This is a genomic window from Pseudomonas sp. efr-133-TYG-5 (genome assembly GCF_030209175.1).
GTDB lineage: Bacteria > Pseudomonadota > Gammaproteobacteria > Pseudomonadales > Pseudomonadaceae > Aquipseudomonas.
The window spans coordinates 223,700-245,131 of the sequence record NZ_JARVSM010000001.1; the positions used below are offsets into that span (position 1 = coordinate 223,700).

19 protein-coding genes, 1 tRNA gene and 1 pseudogene are annotated in these 21,432 nt (G+C 59.5%); 15 read left to right on the forward strand and 6 right to left on the reverse strand.

The features are described 5' to 3' along the window. Positions 1 to 93: 93 nt before the first annotated feature. A pseudogene (locus QRN70_RS01050) lies at positions 94 to 714 on the reverse strand (tyrosine-type recombinase/integrase). 140 nt (positions 715 to 854) lie between these two features. Between QRN70_RS01050 and QRN70_RS01055 the strand changes: the two are divergent. The 5 genes from QRN70_RS01055 to QRN70_RS01075 all read left to right on the forward strand — a co-directional run bounded on the left by QRN70_RS01055 (position 855) and on the right by QRN70_RS01075 (position 6,376). Beyond that, complete coding sequence (locus QRN70_RS01055; protein ID WP_046488807.1) at positions 855 to 1,277, forward strand: DUF6896 domain-containing protein; 423 nt, start codon at positions 855 to 857, stop codon at positions 1,275 to 1,277. A gap of 591 nt (positions 1,278 to 1,868) precedes the next feature. Further along, positions 1,869 to 2,243 (forward strand): hypothetical protein, encoded by a 375-nt coding sequence (locus QRN70_RS01060; protein WP_285418089.1) that lies wholly within the window; start codon positions 1,869 to 1,871, stop codon positions 2,241 to 2,243. Between the two features lie 148 nt (positions 2,244 to 2,391). Beyond that, on the forward strand, positions 2,392 to 2,907 hold the full coding sequence (locus QRN70_RS01065; protein ID WP_285417981.1) for a sigma-70 family RNA polymerase sigma factor: 516 nt from the start codon (positions 2,392 to 2,394) through the stop codon (positions 2,905 to 2,907). Next, complete coding sequence (locus QRN70_RS01070) at positions 2,894 to 3,874, forward strand: FecR domain-containing protein (protein WP_285415372.1); 981 nt, start codon at positions 2,894 to 2,896, stop codon at positions 3,872 to 3,874. The genes QRN70_RS01065 and QRN70_RS01070 overlap by 14 nt, the downstream gene beginning before the upstream one ends. Before the next feature lie 111 nt (positions 3,875 to 3,985). Next, on the forward strand, positions 3,986 to 6,376 hold the full coding sequence (locus QRN70_RS01075; protein ID WP_285415373.1) for a TonB-dependent siderophore receptor: 2,391 nt from the start codon (positions 3,986 to 3,988) through the stop codon (positions 6,374 to 6,376). A gap of 576 nt (positions 6,377 to 6,952) precedes the next feature. Here the strand turns inward: QRN70_RS01075 and QRN70_RS01080 are convergent. Further along, positions 6,953 to 7,040: transfer RNA gene (locus QRN70_RS01080), tRNA-Ser, on the reverse strand. 123 nt (positions 7,041 to 7,163) lie between these two features. On the opposite strand from QRN70_RS01080, the gene QRN70_RS01085 reads away from it, so the two are divergent. After that, on the forward strand, positions 7,164 to 7,835 hold the full coding sequence (locus QRN70_RS01085; RefSeq protein WP_285415374.1) for a Bax inhibitor-1/YccA family protein: 672 nt from the start codon (positions 7,164 to 7,166) through the stop codon (positions 7,833 to 7,835). A 428-nt stretch (positions 7,836 to 8,263) separates the two neighbouring features. Next, positions 8,264 to 9,613 (forward strand): hypothetical protein, encoded by a 1,350-nt coding sequence (locus tag QRN70_RS01090; protein WP_285415375.1) that lies wholly within the window; start codon positions 8,264 to 8,266, stop codon positions 9,611 to 9,613. 42 nt (positions 9,614 to 9,655) lie between these two features. On the opposite strand, the gene QRN70_RS01095 is transcribed toward QRN70_RS01090, so the two are convergent. Together QRN70_RS01095 and QRN70_RS01100 are read right to left on the reverse strand one after the other, a co-directional pair. Continuing rightward, entirely contained in the window at positions 9,656 to 9,982 is a 327-nt protein-coding gene (locus QRN70_RS01095) for a YceK/YidQ family lipoprotein (protein ID WP_285415376.1), read from the reverse strand. Between the two features lie 57 nt (positions 9,983 to 10,039). Beyond that, the gene (locus tag QRN70_RS01100) at positions 10,040 to 10,477 is read right to left on the reverse strand and encodes an Lrp/AsnC family transcriptional regulator (protein ID WP_064118307.1); all 438 of its coding nucleotides are present in this window, start codon (positions 10,475 to 10,477) and stop codon (positions 10,040 to 10,042) included. Positions 10,478 to 10,614: 137 nt separating this feature from the next. Between QRN70_RS01100 and QRN70_RS01105 the strand changes: the two genes are divergently transcribed. Beyond that, positions 10,615 to 11,508, forward strand: coding sequence for a DMT family transporter (locus QRN70_RS01105; protein ID WP_285415377.1), 894 nt, complete (start codon positions 10,615 to 10,617; stop codon positions 11,506 to 11,508). A gap of 3 nt (positions 11,509 to 11,511) precedes the next feature. On the opposite strand, the gene QRN70_RS01110 is transcribed toward QRN70_RS01105, so the two are convergent. Next, positions 11,512 to 12,540 (reverse strand): FUSC family protein, encoded by a 1,029-nt coding sequence (locus QRN70_RS01110; protein WP_285415378.1) that lies wholly within the window; start codon positions 12,538 to 12,540, stop codon positions 11,512 to 11,514. A 55-nt stretch (positions 12,541 to 12,595) separates the two neighbouring features. After that, positions 12,596 to 14,221 (reverse strand): NADP-dependent glyceraldehyde-3-phosphate dehydrogenase, encoded by a 1,626-nt coding sequence (locus QRN70_RS01115; protein WP_285415379.1) that lies wholly within the window; start codon positions 14,219 to 14,221, stop codon positions 12,596 to 12,598. A gap of 294 nt (positions 14,222 to 14,515) precedes the next feature. Here QRN70_RS01115 and QRN70_RS01120 point away from each other — a divergent pair, with 294 nt between their 5' ends. From QRN70_RS01120 to QRN70_RS01150, 7 genes are all read left to right on the forward strand, one after another. Beyond that, a complete protein-coding gene (locus tag QRN70_RS01120) occupies positions 14,516 to 14,878 on the forward strand; it encodes a c-type cytochrome (RefSeq protein WP_285415380.1) in 363 nt (120 codons plus the stop codon). A 76-nt stretch (positions 14,879 to 14,954) separates the two neighbouring features. Then, a complete protein-coding gene (locus QRN70_RS01125) occupies positions 14,955 to 16,283 on the forward strand; it encodes a D-arabinono-1,4-lactone oxidase (RefSeq protein WP_285417982.1) in 1,329 nt (442 codons plus the stop codon). A 74-nt stretch (positions 16,284 to 16,357) separates the two neighbouring features. After that, complete coding sequence (locus tag QRN70_RS01130) at positions 16,358 to 17,566, forward strand: DSD1 family PLP-dependent enzyme (RefSeq protein WP_285417984.1); 1,209 nt, start codon at positions 16,358 to 16,360, stop codon at positions 17,564 to 17,566. Between the two features lie 166 nt (positions 17,567 to 17,732). Beyond that, the gene (locus tag QRN70_RS01135; RefSeq protein ID WP_285415381.1) at positions 17,733 to 18,161 is read left to right on the forward strand and encodes a hypothetical protein; all 429 of its coding nucleotides are present in this window, start codon (positions 17,733 to 17,735) and stop codon (positions 18,159 to 18,161) included. Between the two features lie 263 nt (positions 18,162 to 18,424). Then, positions 18,425 to 18,865, forward strand: coding sequence for a hypothetical protein (locus QRN70_RS01140; RefSeq protein WP_285415382.1), 441 nt, complete (start codon positions 18,425 to 18,427; stop codon positions 18,863 to 18,865). 275 nt (positions 18,866 to 19,140) lie between these two features. Then, positions 19,141 to 19,752: a transposase gene (locus tag QRN70_RS01145; protein WP_285415383.1), complete on the forward strand. Its 612-nt coding sequence runs from the start codon at positions 19,141 to 19,143 to the stop codon at positions 19,750 to 19,752. A gap of 73 nt (positions 19,753 to 19,825) precedes the next feature. Next, positions 19,826 to 21,424 (forward strand): ShlB/FhaC/HecB family hemolysin secretion/activation protein, encoded by a 1,599-nt coding sequence (locus tag QRN70_RS01150; protein ID WP_285415384.1) that lies wholly within the window; start codon positions 19,826 to 19,828, stop codon positions 21,422 to 21,424. The last annotated feature ends 8 nt before the right edge of the window (positions 21,425 to 21,432 follow it).

Sequence of the window (21,432 nt, forward strand, 5' to 3'; positions counted from 1 at the left end):
CCGTTATGTAGAGATCGAGCAAGAGGGGGAGGCGGCCAACGTTTGCAATTGGCCGGTTAGCGACGGTCAGGGCTCGACCGTCGCTATGCATATTCAAACCTCGGTCTGTTGCGCCATCTCTAGGGCGTCATCGACTTCAATTCCCAGATATCGAACTGTGCTCTCCAGCTTCGTGTGGCCGAGCAGCAGTTGAACCGCTCGCAGATTTTTCGTCCTGCGATAGATCAGCGATGCCTTCGTACGCCTCATTGTGTGAGTGCCATACATGGCTGGATCAAGGCCAACGGCTTCCACCCAGCCTTTGACGATCCGTACGTATTGACGTGTTGATATATGGTCTGAGGCATGCAGCTGGCTCGGAAAAAGCCAGTCCTCGCTCCGGAGTTGGGCTTGGTGTATCCAGGCCGCAATAGCAAACCGTGTTGTTCGGTGATTTCCAACTGCACTGGCCGCAGCGTTTTCTGCTGCATCACCATGGCGCGTGGTGATACGTGCTCGCCATGGGCGACGTCGCGCACACGAAGTTTGGTTAAGTCGCAGGCCCGAAGCTTGCTGTCGATGGCCAGATCGAAGAGCGCAAGATCACGAGTCCGTTTTGCAATTTGCAAGCCTAACCCGGATGGCCCAGATATCTCTCAGTCTGAGTGGAGCTTTCTGCCCGACCAGCTTTCCTTTGTTCCAAGGCTGGCGGCTGCAGGTAGCGAAGATGTTCATGACTAGTCCTCCTCGTGTCGAAGGACAAGGATGGCTGAACAGAGGAAGGGTCGCTAACCGGCCAAGAGCTGCCCATCAGTTGCGTCGACTGCTACTCTCTGCGGTCTCTGGACTCAGTGCTGCTTATAACGTGAGACTTTATGAATAACCAACTCGCCATTTTGATCAGCGACTACCAAGCAAGTGTTGGCACCGCTGTGGACATGATGCATCGGTCTGGTATTCCGCGGCCCTTGACCAATATGGATTGGGTGGGCACTGACATTCCTCAGCGCGGAGAGTTAGAAGGCGGAGTTCGTTACTTCAAGCACGGCTATGGCTGCGCGGTTAGTCTCCCCACAGGTACAGTAGACTTTGACTTTGGGGCTCATGGTGAGATCGGTGGCTTCGACGCGTGGCGACTTGCTAGTTTCGCAGGTGACAAGTTGTCGGAATACGGTTTTGCTGATGAGGATGCACTCACAGAGTGCTTCAAAGCGGAAGTTGCTGCCGGTTCTCTAGTGTATTCCGGGTACATTCTCTACTACGTAGCGGACGACACCTCACAATTTCTGTCGAAATAGTCCGTTCTATCCGTGCATTAAGTTCTCACTACAGGGCGCCTGCCTGGATCTGCCATTTTCGGCCACCTACCACCGCCAGGTTTGGCCGATTAATCCCGTTCCGACAGGCAAAAATCGACCCAAAGCGGACAATACGGAAAACCTATGTACACAGTGACCGTCGTTAGCGAACGGCCCGACTTCAGATGTTTTCTGGATTTGCTCTATGGCCCTGGGCGAAACGTAGACACGGATGGTGATTCATACCCTGTGAACAGCCGCTCTTGGACATACCTGTATGTGAAGGACAGAGAGAGCGATGACCCTTACATCGAAATCCATGCTAGCGAGGTAGATGTCTCAAGGTTTACCGTGCAGTCCAACTCGTCGAGGCTGGAGGCCCTGGCTGCGTTGTACTTGTACCTGACTTGTGGTGGGTCAATCTCCTCTTCAGATCAGGCACTTGATAAAGCCGCCATCGAAATGTTGTGCGACAGATATTCCGTTGAGCTCTGCCGAGCCCATGGATCTATTTGGCATCAGTCGGCAGCTAACGCGCCTTACTCACAGTAGTGAACGACGGCTTGTTTCGGAGCGCGCAAACGTCCGCTCTTGGCCGATAGCGGTCACTCGGGCACCCCTCAATACCGCCAGTGTCATCTTGATGAACTCCTCATTTTTGTTGATCGTCCAGAATGCGCCGCGGACGTTCTCGGCGACATCCTGGCGCGGATGGCGGAGATGGAGTTTCGCAAAGCGCAGGCAGAGCTCGTGGAGATCAGCTTTGTGCAGAAGGCCGCGTATGAAACGGCGCGGTCGCTCAACCAGTCGCTGATGAGTATGTCGCCGCAGTTGGCACCGCAGGTCGCCGCGCTGTCGGATCCGCGGGAGGTGGAGCGCCAACTGAATGCTGCGCTACGTCAGCGCCTCAACGAAGCGGCTCAAGTATTCAGAGACGACTTTGGATTTGCACTGGACGGGTGCTAACGAATGCGCTCATAGGAATTCATGCGGCTGTCAGGTTCACCTCTGGCAGCTTTCGGAAGAGGGGACGCTGAGAACCACGTATTTGCCTGAGGCCTGTGGTATGGGTAGAATGCGAGTCATTATCAATTATGTACTTTCCGGGATGCTGATGCGCAGCGATGAAACGCTAGGTACTGCAGATCTAGGGCTGCTCTATTGCACCCACCATTCGTGGTTGCAAGGCTGGCTGATCCGACGCACAGGATGTCGCGATAGCGCAGCAGATTTGGCGCAGGACACTTTCGTACGTGTGCTCAAATCCCGTCAGTCCAGCCCCTTACGCGAACCACGTGCCTATTTGAGCAGTATCGCCCGCGGACTGATGATTGATCAGTATCGTCGTCGCGAACTCGAACGTGCCTACCTCGAAAGCGTTACGATGTTGCCTCAGCACGAGGTTCCCTCGGAAGAAAGCCGGCTGCTGATTCTTGATGCGCTGGAGCGCATAGACCGCATGCTCAATATGCTTAAACCAAGAGTTCGTCAGGCGTTTTTATTTGCCCGACTCGACGGTCTGACGTGCGCGCAAATAGCCGAAAAACTGGGTGTTTCCCGCGCGACGATTGAGCGCGACCTGGCCACGGCCCTGCAACACTGCTATCGCTTGCGTTATGTCGAGGCCTGAGCCACAGGCGCTGGATCCGGCCATTGTAGAGCAGGCGATCCAATGGCTGGTGCGCCTTCGCTTCAATCAAGCGGACGAACAAACACAGCACTCTTTTGAGCACTGGCTGCAGCAGCGCCCGGAGCATGTGTTGGCGTGGCAGCGTGTAGAGACGCTTGGGGATGAATTTGCCGACATCCCCGCTCAACTGGCGCGACAAACCCTTAATGGCACCCATCAGGGAATGCGGCGGCGGGACGGCCTGAAGCTACTGGGCATATTGGCGACCGTTGGCACGGCAGCCTGGCTCGGACGGGACTACACACCCGTACCCGCCATGCTTGCGCAGCAGCGCAGCAGCACCGGCGAGCAACGACGCTTCCAACTCGATGATGGCAGCCTTATTCAGCTCAATAGCGATAGCGCCGTCGACAGCGATTTCGATGCTCAGCGACGCCTGATCATCCTGCGACGGGGTGAAATCATCGTCAATGTCGGCGCGGATCAACACTCGCCGCAAGCGCGACCGTTCTGGGTGCAATCACGTGACGGGATCATGCGCGCCCAGAGTTCCCGCTTTCTGGCACGCGAGCTTGACGAAGGCACTCTGGTCGCGGCTCAGGAAGGATCAGTCACGGTGTTCCCCGGCTCCAGTCAAAGTCCTGCGAGCCGCAGCGTTCAGGCAGGCAATCAAGTGCTGTTTACATCAAGTAGCGTCCGAGCGTTCAGCGACAACGGCCTCGATCTGTGGAGCTGGGGTGACGGAGTGATCAGTGCGCGCAATATGCGCCTCAAAGATTTCATCGTGGAGTTGTCGCGTTATCGCCCTGGGGTATTGCGCTGCGCCGAAGAGGTCGCGGATCGCCGCGTTTCCGGCACCTTCCAGCTCGCCGACAACGATCAGGTCCTGGCATTGATCGCGCAGTCACTGCGCTTGCGCATCGATTACCGAACCCGTTACTGGGTAACCGTGACTGCTACTACCTGAGCCCATCAAAACAATCTGAAAAATAATGAGGTAGTTTCTCATTATCGTTCGACCTCTAAGGAAGGCCGGAATACAGGCCAGTCTGTCGATGTCCTTTCTTGGAGCGAGAAAATGAGTTCGTCCCCGGTTTCACAGCGCCATCCATTAAATCGTGCCTTGCAGGGTGCGATGTTGGGTTTGATCGTCAGCAGCTACGCATTGCCATCGCTGGCGCAAACGTCGAGCGCTGACCACAGCAATCAAGTCAAGCCGTGGAACATCGCTGCCGGCCCACTGGCGCCGGCGCTTGATCGCTTTGCGCGCGAGGCCGGCATCAGTCTTTCCTTCGACGCATCGAGTGTTGCGAACCGCACCACCGCTGGCGTGAATGGCTCGCTCGATACGTCGGCAGCGCTGTCATCGTTGCTGCAGGGGAGCCAATTGCAGATCGAACAGCAAGGCCCGAATGCTTATCTGCTGGTTCCTCAAGCAAAGCCCGCCGGCCCGCTGGAACTCGACGCAACGGATGTCGAGGACTACCGCCTTGCCCCGGTCATCATCAATGCCAAGGTCAGGGTCAGTGCCGACGACGACGCCAACTCGGTAGTCGCCAAGGAACTCTGGGTTGGCGGAAAAGTGGCAACCAGCATTCTCAATACACCGGCATCGGTATCAGTTGTTACCAACAAGGAAATGGAGCAACGCAGCGTCAGCACCACGGAAGAGGCGCTGCAATACACGCCAGGCGTGATCACTGACTTCTACGGTACGGATGACCGCAACGACTATTTCCAGATCCGCGGCTACCAGGCCACCACCTACCGTGACGGCTTGACCCTGAGTTCGATGCGCGGCGTACGCGAAGATCCATTCGCTTATGAGCGCATCGAGATTCTGCGTGGCGCCAACTCCACCCTGTTTGGCCCGGCGGACCCTGGCGGCTCGGTAAACTTCGTGACCAAACAGCCACGCTTCGAGCAGTTTGGCCAAGGCTATGTGACCTACGGTTCGTTTGACCATGTCGAGACAGGCATCGATGTGGGAGATGCGCTGAACGACGAGAAAACCCTGGCTGGCCGTTTTACTGCCAAAGGCCAAAACAGCGACCGCGAGTACGACCACTCGCAGGACGATAACCAGTTGTTCATGGGTGGCCTCACCTGGGCACCGACGGATTACACGTCGGCGACGATGATTCTGGACTACCTGAAAACCGAAAGTTCGCCCAACAGTGGCGGTTATCCGCTGGACAAGGAATACGACCGCAGCAAGTTTTATGGCGAGCCCAGCTACAACTTCCACGATGTCGAGCGCACCAGCCTCAGCGGTAACGTCACCCATGACTTCGACAACGGCTTCGTACTGCGCAGCAATCTGCGTTACAGCAAGTTGACCGATGATTTTGGCTACGTTTACCTCAGCGACAGCGCCGCACGTGTCGGTACTACCGTTGACCGCTATCAGTTTGGAACGGACACTGAAGCCGACCAGTTCAACGGCAATCTGATGCTGCAATACGATGCCCGCTTCGAGAACATTGACAGCAGCAGCCTGGTGGGCGTGGAGTACCTCGATTCGACCACCAAGGAAAGCTCGGTCTACGCCCCGACGACCTCGATTGACATTGCAAACCCCGTGTTTACTGGCGTTTCACGCTCAATCGCGCCGTATGCCGTCAACAAGCGAGACGCGACTACCAAGGCCGTATTTCTTCAGCAGAACCTGTCGTTCTACGAGCGGTTCATCGTCACCGGGGGTGTGCGCAACGACTCGATGGATCTGACCAGCAAAGGCTTGGAATCCACTGAGAAAGACACCTTCTCCGAAACTTCCTATCGAGGTGCGTTGACCTATATCGTCAACGATGAAGTGTCCACCTATGTGAGCATGGTGGAATCCGTCTCGCCGCCGCAGGTTGGCGTAACACCGCAGACGGGCAGGCAGTACGAAGTGGGCGTGAAGTACGCGCCGATGGGGATGGACGCACTGTTTTCCGCAGCCGTTTATGACCTGACCCAGGAAAACGTCACCATCGCCGTGGTGCTGCCGAGCGGCATCATTGAGCAACAGACAGTGGGCGAGTCGCGGGCGCGGGGCCTTGATCTGGAGGCCAAGGCGCAGGTGTCGCAGAACCTCAGCCTGATCGGTGGCTATTCTTACATGGAGTCCGAGGTGCTGCGCGGTTCGTTGTACGACGGCAGCTCCCTGAAGGGTAATGAGTTCGCCACGGCACCCAAGCATTCCGCTTCGCTCTGGAGTTATTACGACGTGCCACGCACTGATGTCAGCGTTGGCTTGGGCGCGCGCTACGTCGGGTCGTATTACTTCGATGCCGCCAACTCCGGCAAAAGCGATGGCACCACGCTGTTCGACGCCGCCTTCAACTACAAGATCGCCAAGGGCACCGACCTTGCGGTGAACGTCAGCAACCTGCTGGATGAGCAGCACGTGGTCGGTTCCGGCACAGCGAACTTCTACAATCCGGGTCGCGAGATTACCGCTAAATTGAGTTACAACTGGTAAGCAGACTTGTAGGCCTTTTCCTCGGAAAGAAAGTGGTGCCCGGTGTACAGCGGGCACCTTCAAACTGGCCAACGCAAAAAGCGAAGTCGTTCGATTTCCGTTGTATGGGCTCCGGTAAACGGTTACTCGCCAGCAGTGCGATATAACTTCAGTCTAGTTTTTTCGAACGTCCTTTTTCGGCCACGAGCGGTCATTTTTTACTGCCATTTTCGACTAATTACAGGCCATGAGTACGTCTGGTAAAACGAGGGCGTTTCAAAGGACGCCGCCATCTGTGAAACCCCTTATTCGCCGTCGATCAGGCGCGGCAGTTGCGGCGGATTGGACCCGCGCAGTACCTCACCGACCGCTTTTGGCCGAATGAAGGCGGTCGTGAGCGGCAGCTGTTGGCAGAAAGTTGCCTGTTGAAGGCAGCCACATCTCCCATCATTGCAAGGTCGAACAAGTGATGTCGGAGAGAGTAGGGTTGTGGAAATGATCGAAAAGATGCGGAAACGATCAAGAAAGGGATGGCCAAGAGATGCGAGTTTCAGAAACGACAAAGCCCTGAATAATCAGGGCTTTGTCGTATAAAGATGGCGGAGGCGATGGGATTCGAACTCATGGACCTGTTACAGTCGACGGTTTTCAAGACCGTTGCCTTAAACCACTCGGCCACACCTCCGTTTGCGTTGCGGGCGCCATAATACCTGAATGAAACACACTGTCAAACTCTCTGCATGGCTTGTTACAGAGCGTCTGTTATGATCTTTGCCACTGAACGTTTCAAACCAACAGGAGTGTCGCCATGCGCGAACAGGATTACGCAGTTAATAACAGCGTGCAGGCTGAGCAGCTAGAGGTTAGCCGCGTCCTGCGCAACACTTACGGCCTACTGGCGCTGACCCTCGCCTTCAGCGGTGTGATGGCGTTCGTGGCCCAGCAGATGCGTGTCGGTTACCCGAACATCTTCGTGGTGCTGATCGGCTTCTACGGGCTGTTCTTCCTCACCAACAAACTCCGTGATTCCGCGTGGGGCCTGGTGTCGGCGTTTGCCTTGACCGGTTTCATGGGTTTCCTGCTCGGCCCGATCCTCAACCGTTACCTGGGCATGCAGGGCGGCGCTGAAATGGTCAGCTCGGCCTTCGCGATGACTGCGCTGGTGTTCGGTGGTCTGTCGGCCTACGTGCTGATCACCCGCAAGGACATGAGCTTCCTCGGCGGCTTCATCACCGCGGGTTTCTTCGTCCTGCTGGGCGCGACGCTGGCAAGCTTCTTCTTCCAGATCAGCGGTCTGCAACTGGCAATCAGCGCCGGTTTCGTGCTGTTCTCGTCGGTCTGCATTCTGTTCCAGACCAGCGCGATCATCCACGGTGGCGAGCGCAACTACATCATGGCGACCATCAGCCTGTATGTATCGATCTACAACCTGTTCATCAGCCTGCTGCAGATCTTCGGCATCATGAGCCGCGACGACTGATCGCAACGCTGATTTCAACAAGAAACCCGCTTCGGCGGGTTTTTTGTTGCCCGCGAAAAAGGGTGGTGGCCTTTTACCTACAAAATGATCTGAAAATGATGGCGTCTTTTTGGAAATGACCTACACCTAAGAACATGGAAGAACGGCAAGTCTGATCGACAGGAGTCGGTATGCAGCGTCCCTCATTGAGCCCCAGCGACAAAATCGTTCATCCCCCGTTTTCTTGAGCGCCTGGCCAGTCGGCCGGGATCAATCGTGTTCATTCGCCCAGCGAAAGCAAGGAGGTGCCCCCCAGCAATCCGTCCCAACCGTGAGCCCGTCCCGGCGATTGGTCCGGGAATGTGTAATCAAAACAATAATGGAGGCCCTTCATGGCGGGCCCGAGCCCGAGGCCATGGCAGGCGTTGTCCCTATCAAGGAGATAATCGATGAACCAGCCCCAAGGAAAGTTTGCCGCCCTGGCCGTAACGGCCACATTGTTCAGCACCGGCGTCCAGGCCGGTACTTACCCCGATTATGGTTATGCGCCACCGGCCAGTTACACCGGCCCCAAATTCGTACTCAGCCAGAATTACCCGACCACTCCACCACAGGTGCCGCTGCCCGGATTCTTCAAGAAGCTGCCGAGCAAACCGGACAACAACTTCGAGACCTGGCGCGGTTATCTGGAAGACGTCAAGCACTACTGCCTGGAGGGCAACGTCGAGGTCAACTGGGATGTGCAGAAGAACAAACTGCGCCAGTGGTATCACATGCCATGGCAGCACTACGGGCCGCTGGGTCGTGAGGGCATTCATGGCCTGACCAAGGAAGCGCAGATCCAGGTCAAGCAACTGGCCCCGACGCAGACAGCCACCGGCCAGACCTACGCGGTGGGCATCTACAACGACATCGGCGCCTACACCATCGGCCAGGTCTGGAAAGATCCGAACAACCCCGATCCGAGCTACACCTCACAGCCCAACAGCTTCCCCAACGGCACCGTGGTGTGCAAGGCGCTGTTCGCCGACATCGACCGCAACACCGTGCCGTTCCTGGTCAATCCGGTGCTCTGGCAAGGCTACATCACGGAAACCTTCACCTCGGCCAACCGCAAGATCAAGGACGTCGCGCTGATCCAGATGGACATCGCCGTGCGGGACACGCGCATGAGCGACACCGGCTGGATCTTCGGCACCTTCCAGTACAACGGTGCGAAGACTGGCAAGGCCGGTTGGGACAACCTGGTCCCCGTCGGGATCATGTGGGGCAACGATCCGAAAGAAACCGGCAATAGTTTCACCAACCCGCAGCCGACGCAGACCAAGATCAACAAGGCGCTGCAACAGACCGCGATCAATGCCAATACCCAGGAGCTGCCGCCCACCCATCTGGGCTGGAACGGTCGCCTCAATGGCCCGGTGGACAACCCCAACAGCTCGTGCCTGAGTTGCCACGCCACCGCCGAAGCGCCGCAGGTGGCAATCATGAACCCGACATTCCAGGCCAATCCACCGCAGCCGGGTACGCCTGAGTGGATGAAGTGGTTCCAGAACATTCCGGCCGGTCATCCATTCACGCCAGGCACCAAGAGCACCGACTACAGCCTGCAGCTGTCGGGTGGGCTGGTGAACTACTACGAATGGAAGTGCGACATGAGCGGCATTTACGCCGATGGCAGGAACGCCTGCAGCAAAGTGGCGAACCTGAAGATGAAAATGCTCAAGGCCGGGGATGACAACGCGCAACCGCAGCAGCGTGTGATTCGCGACCCGAGCCTGCAGCAATTGCTCGAGTAACGCACGGCAACCTCCGGGCGCTGCGGCGTCCGGAGGTTTCCATCAATTGATCTCGATGCTGCCGTCAGCCTGCTGCTTGTAGATCGTATAGGGCAGCAGCAGGGTGTCGAGCACGCCGGAGAAGGCCGCATCGATCAATGGGCCGGGGGATGCATTCTTGTAGTTGAAGGCGTCGACGTCGTCCGGACGTTCGGCATGCAACAGGCAGAAATCGTAGGTCACGCCGCTGTAAATCCGCGGCACGGCGCCACAGTAGCTCTTTTGGCTTTTCAATTGGTGCACTGCGCTTTTATCGCTCAACACGACGGTCTGCACCGTCCCGCACCCGCCGAGCATCATTGCTGTCAGCATCATTGCCTGAACTTTCATACCGCCAATCCTTCGCCGGAAAAACCCCAATCTACGCCGAACGTGCAGAAAATGCACTTATGCCATCGGCGGCAAGCGGCGCTTGACCGGTGTCTTCTTGACGATCGCGGTGTTGGTTTCGGCCAGGGTATTGAGGCGATCGAGCAAGGTATCCAGTTGCTCCATCGAGCGCACGTGCAGGCGGGCGATGAAGCAGTCTTCACCGGTGACCTTGTCGCACTCGGTGAACTCGGGAATCGCCAGAATCTGCCGCTCCACCTCCTGCAACTGCCCCGGCAGCGGCCGTACACGGACAATGGCCTGCAACTGATAGCCGAAACACTTCGGGTCGATTTCCACGGTATAGCCCTTGAGCACACCGCGCTCTTCCAGGCGGCGCAACCGCTCGGCCACGCTTGGCGAAGACAAGCCGCTGATCTGCGCCAGGGCCTTGAGTGAACGGCGCGAATCTTCCATCAGGGCGCCGATGAGGATCTGGTCGATATCGTCAGTCATGCTGCAACTCCCACATTAGGCAATTGATGGAAACTACCCTCGATAAAAAAGGCAGATGGCGAGTTTAGCCTGCTTTTTGCGCTGGAGCGGCCGAGTGTCTGCTTGGCATACTTTTGCCACACACAAAGGAGATTGATATGGACAACCCAATCCGCCGCGGCTCAGTGGAAATGACCGCCGCCATGCTCATATCCGGGACGATCGGCTGGTTCGTGCTGGTGTCCGGGCAACCGGTGTTCGATGTGGTGTTCTGGCGTTGCGTGTTCGGTGCCGGCACGTTGCTGCTGGTCTGCGCGGCATTCGGCTTCTTGCGTCCGGGCATTTTGACCCGCACCACCTTCCTGCTGGCGGTGCTCAGTGGCATGGCGATTGTCGGCAACTGGGTGCTGCTGTTCGCCTCGTATTCGCGGGCGTCGATTGCCATCGGCACCGCGGTGTACAACGTGCAGCCGTTCATGCTGGTTGGCCTGGCGGCGCTGTTTCTCGGTGAAAAAATTACTGTGCAGAAGCTGTTCTGGCTGGCGATTTCCTTCCTCGGCATGCTGGCGATTGTCAGTGCCCATGGCGGGCAGGGCGAGGGCGGCAATGACTATCTGCTGGGGATTGCCCTGGCACTGGGCGCGGCTTTCCTGTACGCGATTGCCGCACTGATCATCAAACGCCTGACCGGTACGCCGCCGCACCTGATCGCATTGATCCAAGTGTGCACCGGGGTACTGCTGCTGGCACCGTTCGCTCATTTCTCCGCGCTGCCGCAAGCACCGGGTGCCTGGGCCAGCCTGGTCACACTGGGCATTGTCCACACCGGCCTGATGTACGTGCTGCTGTACGGCGCGATCCAGAAACTGCCGACCGCGTTGACCGGCGCGCTGTCGTTCATCTATCCGATTGCGGCGATCTTCGTCGACTGGTTCGCCTTCGGCCACCAGTTGCAAGCGCTGCAATGGCTGGGCGTAGCGGCGATCCTGCTGGCCGCCGCTGGCATGCAGCAGGGTTGGGGCTGGAAGTCACGGCGCCTGGTCACGCCGTAACCGTTAGATATTCCAGCGCGGCGCAGTCTGCGCCAGGCGCTGGCGCAATTCGCCGATGTTGGCTGCCAGCTGCCGGGTCAGCAAGCGGTACCCGTCGAGGGCGCTGTACACCGGTGCGTCGAGGCTGGCGTCCGGTAGTTCCACGGGGCGGCCCAGGCGTTGGGTCGCACCGGATTTCAGTGCCCGGGCCATGCCGATCAGTTGCACGCGAATCTGCCGGTGTTCGGCCTTCAGTGCCGATTGCAGGTGCGCCATGGCTTGTGGGTCATTCGGGTTCGGCCGGGTGTTGCCAAGAATCTCCAGGGTGCTGACGCACATGCGCAGATTGCGCTGGATGGCGTCGAGTTCGGTCATCGACACTTTGACTTCCTTGGACACCGAAGGCATCAGCGAGCGCAATTGCACCAGCACGCTGTTCAGGCGCCCCATCAGTTTCAGGTGTTCGTCGGCGGTCACCGCCTGACCGCTGATGATCCGCCCGTACAGCGTGGCGCAGTCGCGTAGGGCGTCGGCCAGGTTGTAGCGCCAGGAATACACCGCGTACAACGGCAGGGCAAACGAGAAGGCCAGGGCCAGGGCGATGCCGATCAGGATGTCGACCCCGCGCCACAAGCCGTCGGTGATCGGGTTGTCGCCATGCCCGGCGACAATGAACACGGTGATGGCCGAGAGCAGGGCGGTGTAGCCCCCCTTGCCGATGGCGTGGTAGGAGAAAAATCCGCACACCACGGCCATCGCAAAATAGGTCAGCCACGGCAGGCCGAGCCACGCGTGTTGCGCCACCAGCAGCAACCCGACGCCGGCACCGATCAAGGTGCCGGTGGCGCGTTCGGCGGCTTTCTTGCCGATGTTGCCGTGGTGCTGCAAACCACCGATGACCACCAGCATGGTCACCGACGCCCACTCGCCATGGGGCAGGTTGATGCCGGTGGTCAGCAGGATGGTCGCCAGCAGCCCCAGCGCGACGCGCACGGCGTGGATCAGGCGGGCATGCCGGTAACGACGGTACGGGTCCAGCAGCGGCCGCAGCATCCGCCGCAACAGCGGCGGCCAGCGGTGGGTGTTGAAGTGGCTCAGTGCACGCTCCTCAGAAGATGTAGTCGGTGGTCAGGAAGCTCGAATCGCGGCCGCGAATGATTTCGCTGATCAGATCCTTGTTGGCCTCCTGGAACTTGGTCGCCACCAGGGTGCGGATGGAAAACACCCGCAATGCATCGTGTACCGACAGCGTGCCTTCGGCGGAGTTCTTGCGCCCGTTGAACGGGTAGGTGTCCGGGCCGCGTTGGCACTGGGCATTGAGGTTGATCCGGCCGACCTGATTGGCAAAGGTGTCGACCAGACGGCCGATGGCCACCGGGTTGGTGCCGAAGATGCTCAGTTGCTGGCCGAAATCCGACTCCAGCACGTAATCGATCACGGTGTCGAGGTGGCGGTACGGCACGATCGGCACCACCGGGCCGAACTGTTCCTCCTGGTAGACGCGCATCTGTGGCGTCACCGGGTACAGCACCGCCGGGTAGAAGAACGATTCGCGCGCGAGGCCGCCATTCGGGTTGACCACTTGCGCGCCTTTGCTCTGCGCGTCGGCCACCAGACCATGCAGATAATCGACCTTGCCCGACTCCGGCAGCGGCGTCAGCGCCACGCCGCTATCCCATGGCATACCCGGTTTCAGCCCGGCCAGTTTGGCGTTGAATTTCTCGATGAAGGCGTCGACCACATCTTCATGCACGAAGAGGATTTTCAGCGCCGTGCAGCGCTGGCCGTTGAACGACAGCGAACCGGTGACCGCTTCGCTGACCGCGTTGTCCAGATCCACTTCCGGCAGGACGATGCCCGGGTTCTTCGCATCCAGACCCAGCGCGGCGCGCAAGCGGTGCGGCTTGGGGTGGAGTTTCTTCAGGTCACTGGCGGCCTTGTTGGTGCCGATGAAGGCGAAGATGTCGATCTTGCCGCTGGCCATCAGGGCACTGACGGTTTCGCGACCGCTGCCGTAGATCACGTTGATCACCCCGCTCGGGAAGCTGTCGCGGAACGCTTCGAGCAACGGGCGGATCAGCAGTACGCCGAGCTTGGCCGGTTTGAACACCACGGTGTTGCCCATGATCAGTGCCGGAATCAGCGTGGTGAAGGTTTCGTTGAGCGGATAGTTGTAAGGGCCCATGCACAGCGCCACGCCGAGCGGCACGCGGCGGATCTGGCCGAGGGTGTCCTGCTCCAGTTCGAAACGGCTGGAGCGGCGGTCGAGTTCCTTGAGCGCATTGATGGTGTCGACGATGTAGTCGCAGGTGCGGTCGAATTCCTTTTCCGAATCCTTGAGGTTCTTGCCGATTTCCCACATCAGCAACTTCACCACCGCGTCGCGCTGCTGGCGCATGCGCCCGAGGAAGGCTTCGACGTGCTGGATGCGCTCGGCCACACGCATGGTCGGCCACAGGCCCTGGCCACGGTCATAGGCGCGTACGGCGGCGTCGAGGGCGGTGAGGGCGGTGTCGGCATCCAGCAGTGGCGTGCTGCCGAGGATCACTTGCTCATCGCCGTTGTCGCCGTGCAGATAGACCGGGCTGCGCACGGTGGCGAGCGGGCCGTCCCAGCGCCGCAACTGGCCGTCGACCAGGTATTCGCGTTGTTCGACCTGGCCGTCGAGGCGGTATTTTTCCGGGATGTCGCTGACAGAAGGGAACAGGTTGCCAAGGATGTTTGCTGTGGTCATGTCGCTACCCCGTAGAAGATGTCGGCGGGCCGATTGGAAAAGGCTCTACAGGTTATACGCCTGAATTCACTGAAATTTAAACCCGCAAATGTCACGCGAATGTCACCCAAAGGCGCAGAGCAGAGGGGTAGCAAGATCAGCTCCCGAAGGTTTTCGTCTCTGTCACCGTGCCCGGGGCGAGTCCTGGCTGTCCCCGGATGCCCCCTTCACTGGCCCGCAATGCCCTCAACCCGCTGCCTTCGCTGCCTTAAGGTGTGATCACAACAATAAGCGGCACCTCACGCGAGGATCTTTATGCGGGCATACCGATTCACCTGGCTGCTGTTGCTGGCCGTCGCATTGGCCGGTTGCGGCGAAGACGCCAAACCCCCGACCTCATCCGGCATCGCCCGTAGCGCCATACCGTCCGACCCGGCCCTGGCACAGATCTACGGCAACAGCTGCCAGCTGTGTCACGCCAACCCTGGCGCCAACGCGCCGCTGACCGGCGACCGCAAGGCCTGGGAGCCGCGCATCCAGCAGGGCGCCGACACGCTGCTCGACCACGCCATCAATGGCTACAACGGCATGCCGCCGATGGGCCAGTGCGTCGAGTGCTCGGAAGAACAGTTTCTGCAGTTGATCGGCTTCATGGCCGATCAGCCGCTCCCACAATAAGGGCGCGCGTATGACCCTGGATCTGACACGCCGGCAGTTGTTGCAACGGGCGAGCATTGTCGGCGCGTTCAGCGCCCTGGCGGCGAACCCGGCCCTGGGCCAGTTGGTGCGCGCACCGCGGCTGATTCCCTGGCGCAACTGGTCGGGCGGGCAGAGTTGCCTGCCGGCAGCGCGAGTGGCGCCGAAGAATCTGGATGAACTGACGACGATCATTCAACAGGCGCCGGGCAAGATTCGCCCGGTCGGCTCGGCGCATTCCTTCAGCGCGCTGGTGCCCACCGACGGCACGCTGCTGTCGCTGAGCTACTTCAGCGGTCTGCTCGATCACGATCCGAAAACCCTGCAGGCGGAATTCGCCGCTGGTACCCCGATGTCACGCATGGGCGCACCGCTCAAGGACATCGGTCAGGCCCTGCAGAACATGGCCGACATCGATTACCAGACCCTCGCCGGGGCGATTTCGACCTCGACCCACGGCACCGGCAAAACCTTTCAGTCCTACTCGGCACACGTCTGCGGGATGCAACTGGTGACCGCCAGCGGCGAGGTGCTGGACTGTGACAGCCAGCGTCATCCGGAAGTGTTCAATGCCGCCCGGGTCTCTCTCGGCGCACTTGGCGTGGCGACCAGAGTCCGCCTGCAAAACCGTCCGGCCTATCGTCTGCGCGAACGCCAGTGGATCGCCAAGACCGAAGAGCTGCTCGAAGATCTGGACAAAAACACCCGCGAAAACCAGCACTGGGAAATGCTCGTCGTCACCCATTCCGACTACGCCTTGTCCATCGCCCTCAACGAAACCACCGACCCGCCCACACCACCGATCCCGCCCGAGGAGGAGGGCGGCAACGAGTTCGTCACACTGATCGAGAAGATCGACAAGTACGGCAGCGATTTCCCCAGCCTGCGCAGTTCGCTGCTCAACAGCCTGCGACATCTGGCGAGTTTCGACGAGCGGGTCGGCGACTCGTTCGATATCTACGCCAACGTGCGCACCGTACGCTTCAACGAGATGGAATATTCGCTGCCGGCCGAGCACGGTCCGGCCTGTCTGCGCGAGATTCTCAAGTTGATCCGCGACAAGGACCTGCGCACCTGGTTTCCCATCGAGTACCGCTACGTCAAGGCCGACGACATCCCTCTGAGCATGTTCGAGGGCCGCGACAGCTGTTCGATTTCGGTCCACCAGCATTACCAGATGGACCATCACAATTTTTTCGCCGCCATCGAGCCGATTTTCTGGAAGTACAACGGCCGCCCGCACTGGGGCAAGTTGCACACGCTCAACGCGCGAACCCTGCAGACCCTGTACCCGCGCTGGCAGGAATTCATTCAGGTGCGCCAGGCGCTGGACCCCAGCGGCAAGTTTCTCAACGCGCACTTGTCATCGATTCTGGGGGTGAGCTGATGGCCGTCAATCGCCGCAATTTTGTTTTGGGCACGTTGGGTGTCGGCGCGCTGCTGGTCGGGGTGGGGGCATGGTTGCGTCCGGGTGATCGTGGCGCGCCGTACAACGAGTATTTCCGTGTGCTCAATCGCGAGTTGCAGGCGCACGGGCCGATGCGCCCGGTGCTGCTGATCGACCTGGACCGCCTCGACCACAACATCGACGTGGTGATGCAATCGGTCAGACGCGGCGGCAAGCAGCTGCGCCTGGTGGAGAAATCGCTGCCGGCTCCGGGGTTGTTGAGCTACATCGCGCAACGGGCCGGGACGCAGAAACTCATGTCGTTTCACCAGCCGTTTCTCAATCACGATGCGCTGACGTTTGCCCAGTCCGATATCCTCCTGGGCAAGCCGCTGCCGGTGCGCTCGGCCGAGTTGTTCTATCAGAGCCACAAGGGCCCGTTCGATCCGGCCAGGCAACTGCAATGGCTGCTCGACGGGCCGCAGCGTCTGCAGCAATACCTCGCACTGGCGCAGGGGCTGGGCACCCGCATGCGCATCAACATCGAGCTGGACGTCGGTCTGCACCGCGGCGGCGTCAGCGATCTGCACGTGCTCGGGCAGATGCTTACGCTGATCAGTGCCAATCCGCAGCACCTGGAGTTCGCCGGCTTCATGGGCTACGACCCGTTCGTGGGGATGGGCGTGCCGGGGATTCTCGGTTCGCCCGAGGAGCTGTTCGCCAAGGTCATGCTGGTCTACCAGCGTTGCGTCGACTTTACCCGCCAGCAGTTCCCGGGGCTCTGGCATGACGGCTTGTGCCTGAACACCGCCGGCAGCCCGAGTTACCGCATCCACGAGAACGAGAAACTCAGCAGCGAAGTGTCGGTCGGCACCGCGATGCTCAAACCGACGCACTACGATCTGCCGTCGCTGGTCGACCACGAGCCCGCCGTCTACATCGCCACACCGGTTCTGAAAAGCACCGGCGCGGTGAACATTCCGGCGCTGGACGACAAGTCGCGGTTGTTCTCCTGGTGGGACACCAATCAACGCCAGACCTTTTTCATCTACGGCGGCAACTGGATGGCCGAGTTCGAATCGCCACCCGGCCTGCAGAGCAACGGCGTGTACGGGCGCAGTTCCAATCAGGAGATGGTCAACGGCTCCAGCGCTGTGGGCCTGACCGTGGAGGACCAGGTGTTCCTGCGTCCGACCCAGACCGAAGCGGTGCTGTTGCAGTTCGGAGATTTGCTGGCCGTGCGCGGCGGCAGGATCGTCGAGACGTGGCCCGTCTACAGCTGAATGGCACGGGCGACTTTTTCGCGATTTGTCTACTGTCAGAGGTGACAGTAGCGGGTTGCGCCCGTCGAGCGTATCTATGCCCTTGGCGGGGCATCCAGTGCAATTTGCTCAAGCCAATATCGCGACTTCGAACGAACAGACCGGGTCAGTTTGAGGAGGAAGGCAGATGGGCACGAATAACGAGGCAAGCCAGGAAACTGTCGGCTCAATGGTGGTGAGGATCGACGGCGGGACGGACTTCAAGGTCGAACGCACTTCATTTGAGATCACGGATGGACTGATCAAGGTCACCGCGCTCGATGGCCTTGGCGGGCCGACGCAGGGCAAGCAGTTTTTCTCCCTGGCGGTGGCGGCGCGGGCGGGACACTACGATTTCAATGATCTGCGCGAGACTAAATACCATCTCTATTCCGATATGTACGATGTGAGCTATGAGCCCAGATATGGCGCCGGGGCGGTTTTATATGATGAAACGGCTCGGCAGGTTTATGCGGTATTCAGTCTCGAGATGCGACTGCTCAGCAAAAGCCCGCAGGATGTCATCGCGCCCGAGCGGGTCACCCTGCAGACGTATTTCGCCTTTGTTGCCGATTAGGTCAGCGCCGTTTTCAGTCCGCCCATGCAGGGGGACCAGCGTTACACCCGGCGGACATGCGTCCGCCGGGTGCACTTGCCGTGCAACGCGGCGAGTGCCTGTTCCTGAAGTGCGGTTCGCTGTGGTTATTCAGATTTCAAGTTGTTTGTCCACTGTCAAGTTTGACAGTAGACCCGATAAGGCAGCCGGCGTATCAATTTGATAGCGGTATTGTTCATGCTTTAGCTCACTAATACTTATCTATCGAATGTCAGGACAGACACGTGTCCAAGGAGATTGAAATGGCGACCAGTGCTAAATCAGTGACGTCGGGCAGCTTCGAAGTGAAAACCGATCAGCGCGGTAACGTGAGGGCCGATGTACTTTCATTTGAAGACTCGGGGAATGGCTTCAAGATCTCGGTCAGGGAGGGCGTTGGCGGTGTGATGGAGCCGAAGAAGTATTTCGAGCTGGGGTTTCCGGAGAAGGCTGCTTCGGCCACTTATGATGTCAGGCTACTGTCGGTGGCGACCTATCAGGACTGGTCCGAAGTTCACCATTACAACTATGTTGCCAAGTCGGGCTCAGTCACTGTCGCCTATACCGACTCACCTCGAAAAACCGAAGGCAAGTTCGATATTGTGATGGAACTGCAGGGCAATCCCAATCCACCTGGGCCTAAACAGTTGAAAGTGTCCGGAACGTTTGATCTGAAAACGGCTTGAGTTGTTCATCGTCAAACAAACATCTTGTTTTCTTGCCCTGGCGCTTTGCTGAGCCGTCGTTGCAGGCTCAGCAAAGCGCCATCTGTATCAGCATATCCCCGCCGGAAAAATTCCTTTCTTTTGCTGTCGGCGCAGCCCATCACAATTTTTGAAATGAAGCTTTTATGACAAAAGTTCGGTAGCACATCGCCAGTCCGGTCATGCCTATGTAACGCGCTTGAGGGGCCTTTCGGGGCGCTTTTCACAAGCCGAGGCGGGACGCCGGGAGTGAGGCAATGGGGACTATGGAACGCTACTCGAAAGTGGGCATGCAGGAACTCGATCAACGCCTGTCGAAGATCGTCGAGGCCGCGCGCAAGAAGCCGGTGTCGGTGTATCGCTACGGCGCACCGTGGGTCTGGATCGTCTCGCAGGATGACTGGCAGGGGGCCTTGAAAGAGGTGTCCAGCTACATCCCGCCGGGGCATTCGCTGGTGCTGCTGCGTCCGCAGATCGACGATTTGCTCGACGCCCACCGCGACATCCTGCACGACCTCGACGCCCAGCCCGGCATGCTGATCGCCCCGCAAACGGTCATGCACATCCTGCTCCTGCAACTGCTGTATTCGGTGCCCAGCGAACAGCAGTTGTACGAGCAGCTCAATTACAACCTGCTGTTCCGCTGGTTCGTCGGCCTCGGCCTGAACCAGAAGGTCTGGAGCTTCAACGTCCTCAGTCGCGACATCGCCACGCTGCTCAACAACCCGCGGGCGGTGCAGCTCATCCAGAAAATCATCGGCGAAGTGTTCTGCGGTGCCTTGCTGCAAATGCCCGAGTTCTCCTTGAACTTCGCGCTGCTGCACACCTGGCTGGGCAAGCACAGCGGTGCCCCGCACGACAGCAATTAGCCGCGCCCGCCAATGCCGCAATACACAAGGCGCGCAACAGCGCCAACAGGTCATCGCGAATTCAGGGGGTAGTGTGGATCAGATTTTCACGTCACGGCTGGCGCTGTGGGGCTGGCTGCTGGTGACGGCCGGCGTGCAGCCAGCGTTCGCCGAAGAGGCGCCAGAAACCGCCGCGCCACAGCGTCTGGTGGACGTCAACGAATACTTCGTGCGCGGCAACACCGTGCTCGACGCCCGGGCCATCGAAGAAGCGGTGTACCCGTTCCTCGGCCCGCAAAAGGCCCTGAGCGACATCGAAGGCGCGCGTGACGCGTTGCAGAAGGTCTACCAGGCCCGTGGCTATCAATCGGTGTTCGTCGAACTGCCGGAGCAAGCGGTGGCCGATGGCATCGTCTACCTGCAAGTCAGCGAAACCAAGGTCGGCCGAGTGCGTGTGGTCGGCGCCAAACACTATTCGCCGCTGGATATTCGCGACAACGTCCCGGCGCTGAAAGAAGGCGAGGTGCCGGATTTCGCCAGGGTCCAGGGCGAACTGGCGCAGCTCAACAAAACCCCGGGCCGCCAGGTCATGCCACTGGTGCGCGAAGGCCAGCGCCCGGGAACCATGGACGTCGATCTGCAGGTCGAAGACCAGAACCCGTGGACCGCCAGCGTCGGCCTCAACAACGACTACAGCGCCGACACGGAAAAACTGCGCGCCGTGACCAGCCTCGGCTACAACAACCTCTGGCAGCTCGGCCACAGCATCAACCTGACCTATTTCACCGCGCCGCAGGACACCGACAACGCCAAGGTCTGGTCCGGCACCTACACCGCGCCGCTCACCGAGCGCTGGAGCGTGCAGTTCTCCGGTTACCAGTCCGACAGCAACGTGGCCACCATCGGCGGCAGCAACGTGCTGGGCAAGGGCCATTCCTACGGCGTGTCGGCGATCTACACGCTGCCGGCCAGTGGCAGCTGGTCGAACTCGCTGTCGGCCGGCATCGACTTCAAGGACTTCGACGAGCGCCTGACCCTGTCCGGCGAGAGCGACAAGGTGCCGCTCAAATACGCACCGTTCACCTTCGCCTACAACGGCTTTCGCTACACCGAAAAGAGCCAGCTCGGCCTCGGCCTGAGCCTGGTCGCGGCCACGCGCAGTATTTTCGGCTACGGCAGTTCCGACGAAGAATTCGACTACAAACGCTACCGCGCCAACCCCAGTTTTGCCGTGCTCAAGGGCGACAGCAGCTTCACCTGGACCTTTGACAACGACTGGCAGAGCGCGAGTAAAGGCGCGTTCCAGTTGGCGTCCGGGCCACTGGTATCGAACGAACAATTCTCCGCCGGCGGCGCGACCTCGGTTCGCGGTTACCTGGCCGCCGAGCGCACCGGTGATGACGGTGTGCTGCTCAGTCAGGAAGTGCGCACGCCGTCGCTGGCCAGGTACGCCGGCAGCTGGATGCAGGAGTGGCGTTTCTACGCCTTCGCCGAAGGCGCGCAACTTTACCTGCGCGACGAATTGCCGGACCAGGACGCCAGTTACGCCTTGGCCAGCGTCGGCCTCGGCACCCGCGCCAGCCTGAGCAAATGGCTGTCCGGCAGCCTCGACTGGGGCTACCCGCTACTCGAAGGGCCGAACACCTCGAAACAGGAATCGCGCCTGCACTTCAACCTTCAAGCCACTTTCTAAAGGAGCAC